Here is a 15943-nt window from a genome sequence, read left to right as displayed (position 1 = left end):
ACCTGGGGTTGATGCCGGTCACACCGTCATGTGACGATGCACAAGCTCGTCCGAGAGAAGCGCGGTGTCGCCGTGCGCGGCGACGCGCCCCTTGTCGAGCATCAGGAAGCGCTGTGATGCCCGACGGACGAACCGCACGTTCTGCTCGACCAGAACGATGGTCAGCCCGTGCTCGCGGTTGAGCGCGACGATGATGTTCTGGATCTGCTCGACGATATTGGGCTGAATGCCTTCGGTCGGCTCATCGAGCAACAGGACGGACGGGTTGGCGGCCAACGCCCGTGCGATGGCGAGTTGCTGCTGCTGCCCGCCGGACAGGTCTCCGCCGCGGCGGTTCAGGTTTTCTCCCAGGTAGGGGAACAGCTCGAACACAAGGGGTGGGATGGCGCGCTTGCCATCCGGCCGGGCGAAGCTGCCCATCAGGATGTTCTCGCGGATGGTGAACCGGCCGATGATGCCCCGCCCTTGCGGAACGTAGGCGATGCCGAGCTCGGCGCGGCGGTGGGTCGGTTCCGCCTGGATGTCGCGGCCATCCAGCCCGATGCCGCCGGTCGCCCGGTCGGTCAGCCCCATGATGGTGCGCATCAGCGTCGTCTTGCCGACACCGTTGCGACCGAGCACGCTGAGGACTGCGCCGCGCGGGACTGAGAGGCTGACGTTCTGCAGCACCGGGCTGCTGCCGTAGAAAGAGGTGACGCCGGTCATGTCAAGCATGGGAGATGCCTCCGCTGCCCAGATAGGCCTCGCGCACCTTGGGGTCGTTCTCGATCACGCGAATCGGCCCCTCGGACAAGCGGCGGCCCTGGTGCAGGACGGTGATGGTTTCGGCGATCTCGCGGACGAACCCCATGTCGTGCTCGACCACGATCAGGGTGTGCCGGCCACGCAGCCGCTGGAAGATGGCGGAGGTCTTGCCGGTCTCTTGGATGGTCATGCCGGCAGTCGGCTCGTCCATTAGGATGAGCGCGCTGTCCTGGACCAGCAGCATGGCGATCTCCAGCCACTGCGTCTGGCCGTGCGACAGGTGCCCCGCTCGGGTGTCAAGCGCATCTTCCAGACCGACGATCTCGACCACCTCGGCCACCCGCGGGCTCAGCCGGCGTCCGGGGAAGGCACGCAGCGTGCACCAGGGCTCCGGATGGCGCGAGCGCGCGATCTCCAGGTTTTCGCGGACGGACAACTCCTTGAAAACGCTGGGGACCTGGAACTTACGGCCGACACCCCGGCGCGCCCGGCGGTATTCCGGATCGTAGGTGATGTCGTGCTCGTCGAGCAGGATGCGTCCGCCGGTTGGCTGAGTCCGCCCACAGATCAGGTCCAGCGTCGTGGATTTCCCGGCGCCGTTCGCCCCCAGCAGGCAACGCAGTTCGCCGCGTTCCACCGACAGGTCCAGGCCGTTGACGGCCTTGAAGCCGTCGAAGCTGACCTCTAGTCCGTGCAGTTCGAGATAGGACATGGCTTCGCTCCCTCAGCGGCGGTTGAGCAGGGCGGACGGCGCGGCGGATCTAGCGGCCATGCCCCGCGCCCGGCCGCTCAGCCGCGCGCCCAGGCTGTTGGCCAGGCCGGCGATACCGTTGGGCAGGAACACCACGACAAGGATGAACAGGGCGCCCAGAATGAGCTGCCAACTGTCCAGGAAAGTTTCCGACAGGCTGCCCTGGGTGCCGTTGACCAGGATGGCGCCGACCGTCGCTCCGAGCAGCGAGCCGCGCCCGCCGACGGCCGCCCAGATCACCATGGAGAGGCTGATCGGCACGCCCATGAACGTCGGCGAGGCGAACTCCAGCACCATCGCGTAGAGCATCCCGGCCACGCCGGCCATGCTGGCCGAGAGCGAGAAGGCGAGACACTGGTAGGAAGCCATGTCGTACCCGAAGAACAGCACCCGGTCAGTGCCGCTGCCGATCGCCCGCAGCACCAGTCCCGCTTTGCTGCGCGTGAAGACCATTCCCAGCATGAGGAAGAACGCGAGGCAGCCGGCGGACAGGTAATAGAACGCGGGGCTGTAGGGGTCGAATTCGACGCCACCCATCTCGAACCATGCGAGGTCGGTGATGCCGTTGAGTCCACCCGTGTAAGCCTGCTGGTCGACAAACAGCAGGTTGGTCACCGCCAGCATCGCCAGCGTGATGATGGCGACGTAGACGCCGGCGATGCGCGCCCGGAACATGAACCAGCCGAGCAGCGCGGCGACCAGCGCCGGAAGCAGGACGGCGGCGGCGAGCGCGAACAGGCCGGAATGGAAGGGCTGCCAGAACCAGGGCAGGTGGTCGAGGTTGTTCCACACCATGAAGTCCGGGAGCCCGGCCGTTCCGGTATGGACCGGACTGGTCTTCAGCTTCAGGTGCATCGCCATCGCGTAGGCCCCCAGACCGAAGCCGACCCCCTGACCTAGGTTCAGGATGCCGCAATACCCCCAACTGAGCGCCAGTGCGGCAGCCGCCAGCCCCAGCGCCAGATAGCGGGCGAACTTGTTGAGAAGAAAGGGGTCCGAGACGATGGACGGGACGGCGAGAATGGCGCCGCAGAACAGGATGTAGGGAAGGAACTGCGCGGCCGAGGTGATGCGCGGCATTGACGCTCTCCAGGCGAAGGCCGATCACGGGGCGAGCCCCGCGCGGCGGTCGTGACAATCGGTGGACAGGCTGGTCACGGCGGGCTCCTCACCGGCGTCCCGTGGCGGCGAACAGCCCCTGCGGCCGGAAGCGGACCAGAACGATAACGCCGAGGAAGACCAGCGCCTTCGCCAGCGTGTCGTTCAGCAGGAAGGCGAAACCGGCCGTCCCGCCGCCGAGCAGGCCTGAGCTGGCCACGGTGCCGAACAGGCTGCCGACACCGCCGACCACAACGACCATGAAGGCATCGACGACGAAGTTGGTGCCCATGTCAGGCGCCACGCTCTTGATGGGCGCGACAAGCGCCCCGGCCAAGCCGGCAAGCCCGGATCCGAACGCGAAGGTCAGGCTGAAGACGCGGGCGCTGTCGATGCCGGTGCAACTCGCCATCTCTCGGTTCTGCGTCACGGCGCGGAGCTTCATGCCGAACTCGGTGCGCTGCACGACGAACCAGGTCACCCCGAGCAGAGCGGCGGCAAAAGCCAGAACGAACAGCCGGTAGCTGGGGATGGCGACGCCGGCGAGATCGATGCTGCCCGAAAGCGGGTTCGGCGTTTCCACGTAGCGCAGGTCGGCCCCGGCGGCCAGCCGCACGGCCTGCTGCAGCATGATGCCGACGCCCCATGTGGCGAGGATGGTGTCGAGGGGACGGCGGTAGAGGAAGCGCACGACCGTGCGCTCGACGGCCCATCCGGCGGCGGCCACCATCAGGAAGACCAGGAACAGGCACGGCAGCAGGGACAGGCCGAGCGTCGACTGCAGGAGCCAGGTGGCGTAGGCGCCCAGCATGACGAATTCGCCGTGGGCTAGGTTGATGACGCCCATGGCGCCGTAGATGATCGCCAGCCCGAGCGCCACCAGGAGCAGCACCGACCCGATGCTGAGGCCGGTGAAGAGTTGGCTCAAGAGAATGTCCATGAAAACCCCCTTCGGGCGACGCCGCGGAACCGGCGGCGCCTCGCCGTCATTGCGCGCTCATGCGCCCTTCAAGCCGTCCCTCGTGCAGCTTAGGCCCGGGTACGCCCAATAGGGCTCGGGCTTCACCCAGTCGGCGGACTGCTGGATGACCTTGAATTGACCGTTTGCCTGGGCCTGCCCGATTTTCGGCCAGAGGTAGCAATGCAGAGTGTCGGCATCGACCTTGACTCGACCTTGCGGCGCCTTGATCTCCTGGCCGCCGGCGGCATCGCGGATGTTGGTCGGCGTGATGTCGCCGGTTCCCAACTTCTCCACCGCCTGCCGGAAGAGGTGGACCTGGAAGTAGGCCGCTTCCGAGACGAAGTGCGTCACCGAATCCTTGCCGAACCGACGCTGGTAGCCTTCGATGAAGGCGGCGTTCTCCGCGGACTCATGGCCCATGAAGTATGGAGCCGACGTGAAGTGGCCAGCGGCGTATTCGCCGCCCATCGCCGCGATTTCGACCTCGGAGGTGGTGAGGCTGGCCATCGGCATCCTGTCGGGGCTGAAACCGGCCGCCTTGTACTGCTTGTGCAGGGCGATCACGCTGTCGCCGACCACCGTGGAGAAGATCACGTCCGGTTTCGTCTCCCGGAACTTGTTGAGCACCGAGCCGAACTCCGAGTGCCCGAGCGGCACGTATTCCTCGCCGACGACCTCGCCGCCCAGCTCCTTCAGAAGGATCTTGCAGACGTTGTTCTCTTCCTTCGGATAGATATAGTTGGAGCCGACCAGATAAAATCTCTTGCCGAAATTCCTCACCAGCCAGGGAATGAATTCTTTCTGCTGCTGGTTTGGCACGGCGCCTGTGTAAATGACGGACTTCGAGCACTCGCGGCCCTCATACAGCGTCGGGTACCAATAGAGGTTCTTGCGCTTCTCGAACACCGGCAGCACCGCCTTGCGCGACGCCGAAGTGTAGGAGCCGAAGACGGTGGCGCACCGGTCGTTCAGCACCAGCTTGTTGGCCTTTTCAGCGAAGGTCGCCGGATCGGAGGCGGGATCCTCGATCACGGGAACGACCTTCATACCGTTGATGCCGCCAGATGCGTTGATCTCGTCGATGGCCATCAGCGTTGCGTTGTGCAGCGACTTTTCCACCACCGCCGTGGTGCCGGTGAGCGAGAACAGCACGCCGACCTTGATCTCCTTGCCGGCCGCCCAGGCCATGCCGGAATTCTTGATCCAGAATTGCGGGCTGGCCGCCGTGCCGGCGGCGCCGGCGATGGCGGCGGACTTCAGGAAGTGTCGTCGGGTGAGAGTCATCTGTCGCCCCTTTTTCGTTTCGGCCCGGTGCGGCCCATCTCGGTAGATATTCGCGCAATAGTAGCGCTTTGATGCAAAAACGCCCCAATCAGGCGTCAGCCTGCTGGGGCGTCACTGCCGCTCGATCCAGCCCGGCGTCATCGGCGAGTGGTCGATTTCATACCCGAAGTGTAAGCCGTGTGCACAGACGCACATCATGCGTCATCCGCATTTCTCTCAAAGTAAAAAAGCAAAAATCCCCGTACTGGCGCTCACGCCATTACAGGGCTTCATTGCCAGCTTGTGGGCCCGACACCATTGGCGGGATCAAGCGAACTGCATCAATATTGACAATATGCTCGCACTACTGACATTTGGTCAATAGGATTTTATCAGACACACCGATTTTCTGAAGATAGGATCTCGGTCGCGTCGATGATGGCCGCGGCGACGGCTTCGATGGTGGTGCGCCGCGCCATGGCCCGTTCGCGCAGCAGACGATACGCCTCCTCCTCGCTGATGCGGCGGCTGTCGATCAGAATGGCTTTGGCTTTGGCGACCTTCTTCAGTCCGTCGAGCCGTCGCTCCGCCTTGGCCAAGCGACGCTGAGCCTTGCGCGCCTCGGCCGCCGTGTGGTGGGCCAGGAACATGGTTGTGAGGAGACCGAACGGGCGCACCGGCTTACCCACGAAGCCACATACGCCGTGCTCGACGAGCGCCTGCAGAACGGTCGGGCTCTCATAGTCGAGCAGCGCGACGATGGGCGGGCCGTCGGCGTCTGCCGACCAGGAGAGCTTGCCCTGCTCGGACAACAGCTTGGTCATGTCGAGAAAAATCAAGTCCACGCCCGCGGGGCGCTCCTTGGGTGGCGGCCAGTGGGTGGTGACCTCGCACCCGATGCGCCGCAGTTGACGCAGCAGTTCGTCCATCTCGGCGTCCCTGGGGTGGATCACCGCCACGCGGAAGCTGCGGATGTCGCGGAGCAGATCGATGGTCATGCGCAGCATGCTCCGGTGCTCGGCCGCGCCATCTCAGACCTCCGCCGGCCAGGGCTTCGGCTCGCCCGAAGCGCCGCTCACGTCGTGATTAATCCGGTAGGGATCGGGCTTTACCGCTCTGTCAGCCGCGGCCACGATGTCGAAGCGGCCGTCGGCGCCCACGCGCCCTACGCGCGGCCACAGATAGGTGTGGTGATTGTCGGGATCGACGCGCACCCGCCCCTGGGGCGCGTCGTACTCCAGCCCGAGCAGCGCCGTGCGGACACGTTCGGTTTCCATGCCACCCGCGCGCGCCAGGGCCTGCGCCAGGAGATGCATTTGGAAATACGCGGCCTCGCAGGAGGCGTTGGTCCGCTCGCCCTCGCCGAAGCGCCGACGATAGCTGGTCACGAAGCGCCGGTTGGCCTCGCTGTCCAACGATTCGAAATACGGCGCCGCAGTCAGATGCCCGGTCGCCGCCGCGACGCCCATCGCGTCGATCTCGACCTCGGTGGTGGTCAGGCTGGCGATCGGCATTCGGACCGGATCGAAGCCGGCTTCGGCATAGGCGTGATAGAGGTGCGTCGTTGCCTGCCCGACCACGGTGGAGAAGACGACGTCCGGCTGTTTGCGGCGGATGTCGCGCATGATCGCGGTGAAGTCTTTGCCCACCGCGTCGAGCGGCACATACTTCTCGGCCAGGATCTTACCCGCGCGCTGGGCGATCAGGTCCCGCATGATGCGGTTGGCCTCGTGCGGGAAAATGTAGTCGGAGCCGACCATATAGATCCGCGCGCCATAGTGCCCGACCAAATAGTCGGCGAGTTGACGTCCGTTCTGGTTGGGCGCCGCGCCGGTGTAGACGGCATTGCGTGAGCATTCGAAGCCCTCGTACAGCGTCGGGTACAGCAGCAGGCCATTGCGCCGCTCAAGCAGGGGCAGCACCGCCTTGCGCGTGCTCGACATGTAGCAGCCGGCGATCACCTCGACCCGCTCGTCGTCGAGCAGGCGTTCGGCCAGGGCGCGGAAGCGCGCCGGTTCGGACGCGGGATCGAGTGCGACCGGCTCGATCAGGTGACCGTTAACGCCGCCGGCGGCATTGATCTCCTCAATCGCCAGGAGGGTGCCGTGGAACTGCGTGCGCTCGATGTCGGCTGTCACACCCGACTGCGAGAACAGGACACCGATCCGCCAGGTCGACCCAGAATCTCCGCTTCGCCTCATGCGCGCTCATCCCCTCGTCTCAGGCTGAACGATGGACGCGATCCGCACCGACGGCGGCAATGCCACGGCGCGACCGTGGTCGCGCTTCACCTCACCCGTCATCGCGCTCTCCAGGGCCGCCATCGGGTCGGGTAGCGTGAAGGCCCCTTCAAGATCGCTGTGGATCGGCATGCAGCATCTCCAGCGGCGTGGACATGGTCCCCCCGCGTCGAAGCCACTCTTCGACGCCGTGATAGGGTGGATGGCCAGGTGGCCGGACGCTGCGGTTAGTGCCCCGCCCAGACCGCCGGCCGGCGCTCGATCCACGGCTCCGCCGATTCAAGCTGACCGGCCAGACGGAACAGCAGATCCTCGCGCCCAAATCCGGCAACGAACTGTGATCCAACCGGCATGCCGTTGTCGGTGTCCGTGAACAGCGGCATCGACATCGCCGGCAGGCCCGCCACGTTGGCGAGGGCGGTGAACGGGGAGCGGCGGAACACGCGGTCAACCCATTGGAAGCCGTCGAGCGCCTCCTGCCCTTGGTTGTATTCGCCGATCGGAGGCGGCAGGTCGGGAACCGTTGGCGACAGCAGAACGTCATACTGTGTGAAGAACCGGCCGATGTTCCGCGTGACCGCGTTGCGGACGTTCAGCGCCCCGAGGACGTCGAGACCGCTCACTCGCCGGCCGAACTGGTATGCCGCCAGCGTTGCCGGTTCGAGCATCGATCGATCGATGGCGCGGCCGGAGACCGATGCGATGTAGTCCATCCAGGCCGCCGTGTTGGCGGTCCAGAACTGTGCGTTGGCGTGGACAAAACCGTCCCAGCTCACGCCGAGATCGAGCGTAACTTCCTCGACATGATGCCCCAGGGTTTCGCACAGGCGCGCCGTCCGGCTGGTCGCGGCGGCAACACCGGCCGCCGTCTTGCGGCCGTTGAGGGGATGAAGCAGGACGCCGATCTTCAGCCGGCCCGGATCACGCCCCAGTTCGGACAAGTACGGCCGTTCCGGAGGGGCGATATAATAGGGTTCCCCGACCTCGCCTCCATGAACGGCGTCCAGGAGGGCGGCACTGTCGCGGACGGTGCGGCTGACCGCGAACTGGACCGCTAGGCCGCTCCAAACCTCGTCCACGTCGGGACCGTTTGAGACCCGGCCGCGCGTCGGCTTCAAACCGAAGATGCCGACGCTTGCGGCCGGTACGCGGATCGAGCCACCGCCGTCGGTGGCGTGAGCCACCGGCACCATGCCGGAGGCGACCGCCGCCCCGGCCCCACCGCTTGACCCACCCGCGCCGTGTCGGGGGTTCCAAGGGTTGCGGGTGGGGCCGGTGGCAACGGGCTCGGTGGTCGTGCTGATCGCGAACTCGGGAGTCGATGTCCGGCCGATCGTCACCAGACCGGCGTTGCGGAACCGGCGCATCAGGGAGGAATCGGACGGCGCGACGATGCCTTCCGCGAGCCGGCTGCCCAGCTCGTTGCGCCGACCCTCCATGGTGATCGCCAAGTCCTTGATCAGGAACGGCACCCCGTAGAACGGCGGAGACCGGTCGCCGCCGCGCGGTGTCTCGTCGCTCCAACTCTCGACCACCGCGTTCACGGTCGGGTTGACCGTCTCGATGGCTTGGAGCGCGGCCGCCGACACCTCCGCGGCACTCACCTCCTTGTTTGCGATGAGAGCCGCAAGCCCGAGTGCGTCATGCCTCGTGTAATCCGACACATTCATTGGATGCTCCTCCACTTCCCCTCGCGCAGGGCCAGGGCGCATGATGCCGAACGGCGATGGCTGGTTACGGACGGTATCTTTCAGAACCAACTGGTACCTATCGATACTGATAGGTATCTTACGGCACCAGCTGGTATCTTTGTCAAGGGGGGTCGGATTGCGCGTGTGGCAAATCGTGCGCAAATTCCAGGGTGCATCGCATCATGCACCGCCGACGTCAAAGATCGACGACCACCCGTCCCCTCACTTTGCCTGCCAGGATTTCAGCGGCGATGCGCGGCACCTCATCGAGCCCGATGTGACTGGTCATCTGATTAAGACGGGCGATGTCCAGATCCTTCGCCAGGCGAGCCCATGCCTCCTCCCGGCGCTGGCGCGGCGCCATGACGGAATCCACGCCCGCCAGCGTGACGCCGCGCAGAATGAAAGGCATCACGGTCAATGGCAGATCCGCCCCCTGGGCCAACCCGCAGGCGGCAACGGTCCCGCCGTAGCGCGTCCCCGCCACGACGTTCGCCAGTGTCCGACTGCCGACCGAATCCACGGCAGCCGCCCAACGCTCTTTCATCAGAGGACGGCCAGACCCAGCCAATTCCCGCGTGTCGATCACCTCGTCGGCCCCGAGCATGCGCAGGTAGGTTTCCTCCTCGGCTGCACGGCGCGACGACGCGACCACGCGGTAACCGAGCCGGTCTAGCAGCGCGATCGCGACGCTGCCCACGCCCCCGGCCGCCCCCGTCACCAGAACGTCACCCTGATCGGGGGTGATCCCGGCCCGTTCAAGCGCCATGACGCACAGCGCCGCCGTGTAGCCGGCGGTCCCGATTCCCATGGCCTGCTCGGTGGTAACGCTCTCTGGCAGCGCCACCAGCCAATCGCCCTTGACGCGCGCGCGTTGCGCGAAGCCCCCGAAATGGGCTTCTCCGACACCGTAGCCGTTGAGCACGACCCGGTCGCCCGGAGAGAAACGGGGATCGTCAGACCGCATCACCCGCCCGGCGAAGTCGATCCCAGGGATCATCGGGAAGCGCCGCAGGATCGGTGACGCGCCGGACACCGCCAACCCGTCCTTATAGTTGACCGTGGAGTGCTCGACGGCGACTGTCACGTCGCCGTCCATCAGGTCGTCCTCGCTGAGATCGACGAACTGGACGGTCTGATCACCGCCGTCTTCCGGCTTTGACACGCGGATCGCTTGAAATGTCTGGTTCATGGTCATGCTCATGCGGTTGGTTCGTGGTGGACGGCGGGGCGGAGGGGTGGCAGGCTCGCCAACCAAACGGACCTGGTTCCACGCAGGATGGCGTCGGCCCCCTTTTCCGCGATCATGATGGTGGGTGAGTTGGTGTTGCCCGAGGTGATGGTCGGCATCACCGACGCATCGACGACGCGCAGTCCCGGCACGCCACGCACCCGAAGCTCAGGGTCGACGACCGCCATATCGTCCAGACCCATGCGGGCAGTGCCGACCGGGTGGAAGATCGTGGTGGCGATGTCGCCGGCGGCGCGGACGAGATCCTCGTCCGTCCGGTAATCCGGGCCCGGCTTGAATTCCTCCGGCGCGTAGCGCTGGAGGGGAGACTGGGCGACGATCCGGCGGGTCAGCCGGATGGATTCCGCGGCCACCAGCCGGTCGCCGTCCGTCGACAGGTAGTTGGGGCGGATAGAGGGCGCCGTCCTCGGGTCCGACGTACGAAGGTGGATCGACCCGCGACTTTCCGGGCGCAGGTTGCAGACGCTCGCGGTGAAGGCCGGAAAGGGGTGCAGCGGCTCGCCGAAGCGGTCGAGGCTCAGGGGCTGGACATGGTACTGCAGATTCGCCGTGGAGAACCGGTCCGCCGACCGGGCGAACACGCCCAGTTGGCTCGGCGCCATCGACATCGGCCCCGACCGGAAGAGCGCGTACTCCAGGGCGATGCCGAGCTTGCCCAGCCAGCTGTTGGCCCGCACGTTGAGGGTCGGGACGCCGCGAACCTTGTAGGCGCAGCGGATCTGCAGGTGGTCCTGCAGATTCTCGCCGACCCCTGGCAAGTGCTGCTGCACGGCAATCCCGAGATCCCGTAGACGCTCCGCCTGCCCGATCCCGGACAGTTCCAGAATCGCGGGAGAACCGACGGCACCGGCCGACAGGATCGTTTCTCCGGCCCTTGCCAAGCAAACTTCGGATGCGAGTTCAAACTCGACGCCAACGGCGCGGCCGCCCTCAATGACGACGCGACGAACCTGCGCGCCCGTCTGGACGCGAAGGTTGGGCCGGGAGAGCGCCGGGCGCAGGAAAGCCTTGGACGTGTTCCAGCGCCAGCCCCCTCTCTGGTTAACGCGGAAATAGCTCGCCCCCTCATTGTCCCCGCGGTTGAAATCCTCGACCTTGGGGATTCCGGCGGCTTCCGCCGCGTCGCGGAACGCGTCGAGGATCTCCCAGGACAGGCGCTGCTCCTCGACCCGCCATTCGCCGCCGGCTCCGTGCATCTCGCAGGCGCCGGCGTGGTAGTCCTCGGACTTGCGGAAATAGGGGAGTACATCGCTCCACCCCCACCCCTCGTTGCCGAGGTCGCGCCAGCCGTCGTAGTCCTGCGCCTGCCCCCGCATGTAGATCATGCCATTGATCGAGGAGCAGCCGCCGAGCACGCGCCCGCGCGGATAGTTCAGGGCGCGTCCGTTGAGGCCGGGCTCCCCTTCCGTCCGGAAGCCCCAATCGGTACGCGGGTTGCCCATGCAGTAGAGATAACCGACGGGCACGTGGATCCACATGTAGTCGTCCGGCCCTCCCGCCTCGAGAAGGAGCACGCGGTGCGCCGGATCGGCGCTCAGGCGGTTGGCGAGCACGCACCCGGCGCTGCCCGCCCCGACGACGATGAAATCGAACGAACCGAACTCGGTGATGCGTTTAGGCCGCATGGCTGTCTTCCGGGGGTTTTATGGGAAGGCTGGCGTGGTAGCCGGCGCGTTGGCTCGGGTGCGGCACCCGCGCCAACGACGTTTCGGCGGAACGCAGGCGCTACGAAAGCGTCGGCATGACGAACTGCGAGGTGACCCGCTCGTCGTCCGGCCAGCGGGTGGTCACCGCCTTGAGCCGCGTGTAGAAGCGGATACCCTCCGGGCCATGGACATGGTGGTCGCCGAACAGCGAGCGCTTCCAGCCGCCGAAGGAATGGTAGGCCACCGGCACCGGGATGGGCACGTTGATGCCGACCATGCCGGCCTGGACGCGGTTTGCGAAGGCCCGGCCGACGCGGCCGTCGCGCGTGAACACCGCGGTGCCGTTGCCGAACTCGTGCTCGTTCACCAACCGCAGCGCCTCCTCGAAATCGGCGGCGCGCACCACCGCCAGCACCGGACCGAAAATCTCCTCCTTGTAGATCCGCATGTTCGGCGTCACCCGGTCGAAGAGGGTCGCCCCCAGGAAGAAGCCGCCCTCGTGCCCCGGGATCATAACGACACGGCCGTCTACCACTAGGTCAGCGCCCTCCTCAACGCCGAGGTCGATGTAGCCGCGGACCTTGTCCCTGTGCTCGCGGGTGACCAGGGGGCCCATCTCGGCGGCGGGATCGGTCCCAGGAGCGACTTTGAGGGCGGCGATCCGCCGCGTCAGTTCGGCCACCAAGCGGTCGCCCACCGCGTCGCCCACCGCCACTGCCACCGAGATCGCCATGCAGCGTTCGCCGGCCGCGCCGTAGGCAGCGCCCATCAGCGCGTCGACCGCCTGGTCGACGTTGGCGTCCGGCATGACCACCATGTGGTTCTTGGCGCCGCCGAGCGCCTGCATGCGCTTGCCGGTGGCGGTGCCGCGCGCGTAGACATACTGGGCGATCGGCGTCGATCCGACGAAGCTGACCGCCGCCACGTCCGGATGGTCGAGCAGCGCATCGACCGCCTCCTTGCCGCCGTTCACGACGTTGAACACGCCGTCGGGAAGCCCCGCCTCCTTGAGCAGCGCCGCGAGTTCCAGGCACAGGGACGGATCGCGCTCGCTGGGCTTCATGACGAACGTGTTGCCGCAGGCCAGCGCAACGGGGAACATCCACATCGGCACCATGGCCGGGAAATTGAACGGCGAGATGCCGGCACAGACGCCGACCGGCTGCCGGATCGAATAGGTGTCGATGCCCGCGCCGACATCCTCGGACATCTCGCCCTTGAGCAGGCTGGGAATCCCGGTCATGTACTCGACCACTTCGAGCCCGCGGACGAGTTCGCCCTTGGCGTCCGACAGGACCTTGCCGTGCTCTTCGGTAATGCGGGCCGCCAGCCGGTCGATGTTGTGTTCAAGCAGGTCGCGGAAGCGGAACAGGATGCGCGAGCGCCGGATCGGGGTGGTCGCCGCCCAGCGTGGCAGGGCGGCCTTTGCGGCGGCGACGGCGGCATCGACATCGCCGGCGGAGGCGAGGGCGACGGTGGCGACGCGCTCGCCGGTGGCCGGATTGAAGACGTCGGTGGTGCGCCCGGACCTTCCGGGAACGGCGGCGCCGTCGATGAAATGGCCAAGGCCGCGCAGTCCCGGCCGGTCACCGGCAGGGTTCAGGATGCTGTCCATGGGTTCTGGTCCTCTTCGTGGATTGCGGGCATACGGGGGCCCGCGCCGGGAGTGGGCGCCGTGCGGATGACAGGATCGATGGTCGGCGTTGGCGCGCCAGCGGGCGTCAGCGGTTGCGGAAAACCGGCGCGCGTTTGGCCAGAAAGGCGTGCATGCCCTCTTTCTGGCCCTCTGTCGCGAAGGCCGCCTGGAAAAGGCGGCGCTCGTGCATCAAGCCTTCCGCCAGATTGGTTTCCAGGGCGCGGTTGACCGCCTCCTTGGCCATGCGGACGGCGGGAGCGTTGTACCCGGCGATGGTGTGCGCCGCCTCCAGGGCCGTCTGCAGAAGGTCGCCGGCCGGGACGACCCGCGCGACGATGCCGGCAGCCTTGGCTTCGGCCGCGCCGATCGTCCGTCCGGTGAGAACCAGATCCATTGCCAGCGCCTTGCCGGCGGCATGGGTGAGGCGTTGCGAGCCGCCGATGCCGGGGAGGATGCCGAGTTTGATCTCCGGCTGGCCGAACTGCGCGTCCTCCGACGCCACGATGAAGTCGCATAAAAGCGCCAGCTCGCAGCCGCCGCCGAGAGCGTAGCCCCCGACAGCGGCGATAATGGGCTTTTTGATGAAGCGGACCTGGTCCCAATCGGCGAGAATATCGTCCGCGTTGAGATCGGCGAAGGTCTTGTCGGCCATTTCGGCGATGTCCGCCCCGGCCGCAAAGGCCCGCATGCTGCCGGTGATCACCATCGCGCCGATGCGATCGTCGGCGTCGAACTCGCGGAGCGCGGCCAGCACCTCCGCCGCGAGCCCGCGATTCAGGGCATTGAGGCTCTTGGGACGGTTCAGCGTGATGAGTCCGACACGCTCGCGGCGCTCCACGAGGATGGTCTCGCGCGTATCGCCCGCCGGCGTCGCGGTGGCGTCGGCGCCCTGTTCGAATTCGGTCGCGGCGGTCTGACGAGCGGTTCTGCGGACCGGCGTGAGGTTGGCGTTCATGTCTCTTGCTCCTGAGGCGAAGTGGCGTCGAGGCGGCCTAGGCATCGGCGGACACGGGCGTGTCCGCCCCGTCCCGTTCCCCGCCGACGGGAGCGGCAGCATAGGCACCAACACCGGCCATAAGTTCGTGGAGGATGGTTTCCCGGTGCTGGTTCAGTGCCGGCGCACGCAACGGAACGGCTGGATCGAAATCGGCGTAGGCGCCCATCTTTATCGGGTTTCCGGCGGTGCGCACCGCGCGCTCTCCCTGTCCCTGGACCTGGATGACCATGTTGCGGGAAAGGAGCTGCGGGTGAGAGAACAAGCGGTCGATGGTGTTGATGGGCGCGCAGGGCACGCCGGCCCCGTTTAGCCGGTCGATCCAGTGCGCGACCGGCATCGTGCGCGTCACCACCTCAATCGCCTCCACCAGCGCGGCGCGGTTGCGCACACGCAATTCGTTGGTCACGAAGCGCGGATCGAGCGCCAAGCGGGGATTGTCCAGCGCATCGCCCATGAGCATGAAGAGCGTGTCGTTGCCGACCGCGATGACGAAGCGCTCGTCGCTTGCCGCGATCGTCTCGAAGGGGGCCAGCGAGGGGTGGCTGTCACCGGTGCGCGTCGGGATCCGGCCTTCGACGTCGTACCGCGCCAGCGCTGTTTCCATCAGCGCCGCCTGACAGTCGAGCATGCCGATGTCGACGCGCGTTCCCTGCGCGTCCCGCGTGCGCCTGAATAGCGCGGAGACGATCCCAATTGCCGCGAAGAGGGCGGCCCCGAGATCGCCAAAGCTCGTACCGACGCGGGCCGGCGGCCCGTCGGGCCAACCGGTCAGGCTCATGACGCCCCCCATCGCTTGCACGACCATGTCGTATCCCGGGAGATCGGTCATCGGCCCGGAGTGACCGAAGCCGGAAATGGATGCGTAGACGATGTGCGGGTGTGTCTTCGCCAGACGCTCGGGCCCGTAGCCCAGACGATCCATGACGCCCGGCCTGAAATTCTCGACGACCACGTCGCAGGTGTCGAGCAGGCGTTCCAGGAGTTCGCGATCACGGGGCGACTTGACGTCGAGGACGATGCTTTCCTTATGTCGATTGAAGCACATGAAATATGCGGACTCCGACCCGACGAAGGGGCCGAAGGCTCGCGTATCGTCGCCGGTGCCGAACTTCTCGATCTTGATGACGCGCGCACCAAGGTCGGCAAGGACCATCGTGCAATACGGCCCAGCCAGAACGCGGGAAAAGTCGAGCACCGTGATGCCGGACAGGGGGCCCTGTCGTGTACCGGATATGTTTTCGCCAGCCATGGTTGCCCTCCTGTTTGCGGCGCTAACGTATCTTGGCCTGCTGTTACAGGAAGCCAAGGTTCGCCGTTGCCGCAGCTTGGCCGCCAAAACGATATTTGTCAAACCTATATTTAATATGAAAAACTCTTCTTTCCCAGGCCGCCGGAGGATTCGGGTCGAACGCCCCATGTGGGCGCGTTGCCGTGGGGTCTTCATGTGAATCCCCGCTGGCCGTGCACTTTGTTTGGAAGCCCTTATCGCTTTGCCTCCAGACAATGGAATAAGAGATATTTGTTTGACAAATAGTAACTTATGGTCCAGCTTGAGGGGCACCAGATTCGTCACTTGCAAATCGGGAAGCGCCGCCAGCGTTGCTCCGGATTCAGGTGGTTCCCATGAAAATGCCAAGACAATGCTCGCCGCAATCAATAAGACA

General features: G+C 66.0%; 14 protein-coding genes. All 14 read right to left on the bottom strand.

The window, feature by feature from the left end; all coding sequences use genetic code 11:
• Positions 1-18: 18 nt before the first annotated feature.
• Positions 19-714, bottom strand: a complete 696-nt coding sequence (gene urtE, locus B9N97_RS28525) for an urea ABC transporter ATP-binding subunit UrtE (RefSeq protein ID WP_085091225.1) — start codon at positions 712-714, stop codon at positions 19-21.
• Entirely contained in the window at positions 707-1456 is a 750-nt protein-coding gene (gene urtD, locus B9N97_RS28520) for an urea ABC transporter ATP-binding protein UrtD (protein ID WP_085091224.1), read from the bottom strand. Before urtD ends, urtE begins: the two co-directional genes overlap by 8 nt.
• Before the next feature lie 12 nt (positions 1457-1468).
• Complete coding sequence (urtC, locus tag B9N97_RS28515; RefSeq protein WP_085091223.1) at positions 1469-2575, bottom strand: urea ABC transporter permease subunit UrtC; 1107 nt, start codon at positions 2573-2575, stop codon at positions 1469-1471.
• Between the two features lie 88 nt (positions 2576-2663).
• Positions 2664-3533 (bottom strand): urea ABC transporter permease subunit UrtB, encoded by an 870-nt coding sequence (gene urtB / locus B9N97_RS28510; RefSeq protein ID WP_085091222.1) that lies wholly within the window; start codon positions 3531-3533, stop codon positions 2664-2666.
• A 57-nt stretch (positions 3534-3590) separates the two neighbouring features.
• A complete protein-coding gene (locus B9N97_RS28505) occupies positions 3591-4838 on the bottom strand; it encodes a transporter substrate-binding domain-containing protein (protein WP_085091221.1) in 1248 nt (415 codons plus the stop codon).
• Positions 4839-5209: 371 nt separating this feature from the next.
• Positions 5210-5815, bottom strand: a complete 606-nt coding sequence (locus B9N97_RS28500; RefSeq protein ID WP_167393406.1) for an ANTAR domain-containing response regulator — start codon at positions 5813-5815, stop codon at positions 5210-5212.
• Between the two features lie 33 nt (positions 5816-5848).
• Positions 5849-7018 (bottom strand): transporter substrate-binding domain-containing protein, encoded by a 1170-nt coding sequence (locus B9N97_RS28495; protein WP_085091219.1) that lies wholly within the window; start codon positions 7016-7018, stop codon positions 5849-5851.
• 6 nt (positions 7019-7024) lie between these two features.
• Positions 7025-7189 carry a hypothetical protein gene (locus tag B9N97_RS35765; RefSeq protein WP_167393405.1) on the bottom strand — a complete coding sequence of 55 codons (165 nt, stop codon included), beginning with the start codon at positions 7187-7189 and terminating at the stop codon, positions 7025-7027.
• Between the two features lie 95 nt (positions 7190-7284).
• Positions 7285-8817: an amidase gene (locus B9N97_RS28490; RefSeq protein WP_208621291.1), complete on the bottom strand. Its 1533-nt coding sequence runs from the start codon at positions 8815-8817 to the stop codon at positions 7285-7287.
• A 127-nt stretch (positions 8818-8944) separates the two neighbouring features.
• Positions 8945-9952, bottom strand: a complete 1008-nt coding sequence (locus B9N97_RS28485) for an acrylyl-CoA reductase (NADPH) (RefSeq protein ID WP_432264214.1) — start codon at positions 9950-9952, stop codon at positions 8945-8947.
• Entirely contained in the window at positions 9949-11625 is a 1677-nt protein-coding gene (locus tag B9N97_RS28480) for a GMC family oxidoreductase (protein WP_208621290.1), read from the bottom strand. Before B9N97_RS28480 ends, B9N97_RS28485 begins: the two co-directional genes overlap by 4 nt.
• A 100-nt stretch (positions 11626-11725) precedes the next feature.
• Positions 11726-13261 (bottom strand): CoA-acylating methylmalonate-semialdehyde dehydrogenase, encoded by a 1536-nt coding sequence (locus tag B9N97_RS28475; protein WP_085091217.1) that lies wholly within the window; start codon positions 13259-13261, stop codon positions 11726-11728.
• 106 nt (positions 13262-13367) lie between these two features.
• Positions 13368-14237 (bottom strand): enoyl-CoA hydratase-related protein, encoded by an 870-nt coding sequence (locus B9N97_RS28470; RefSeq protein WP_085091216.1) that lies wholly within the window; start codon positions 14235-14237, stop codon positions 13368-13370.
• A 37-nt stretch (positions 14238-14274) separates the two neighbouring features.
• Positions 14275-15528, bottom strand: a complete 1254-nt coding sequence (locus B9N97_RS28465; RefSeq protein WP_085091215.1) for a CaiB/BaiF CoA transferase family protein — start codon at positions 15526-15528, stop codon at positions 14275-14277.
• Positions 15529-15943: the final 415 nt, after the last annotated feature.

Origin of the sequence: Azospirillum oryzae (assembly GCF_900177515.1) — a bacterium.
Classification (GTDB): Bacteria; Pseudomonadota; Alphaproteobacteria; order Azospirillales; family Azospirillaceae; genus Azospirillum; species Azospirillum oryzae_A.
The sequence above is the reverse complement of the archived record's forward strand: the minus strand, read 5'-3'. Positions and strand labels throughout refer to the sequence as shown.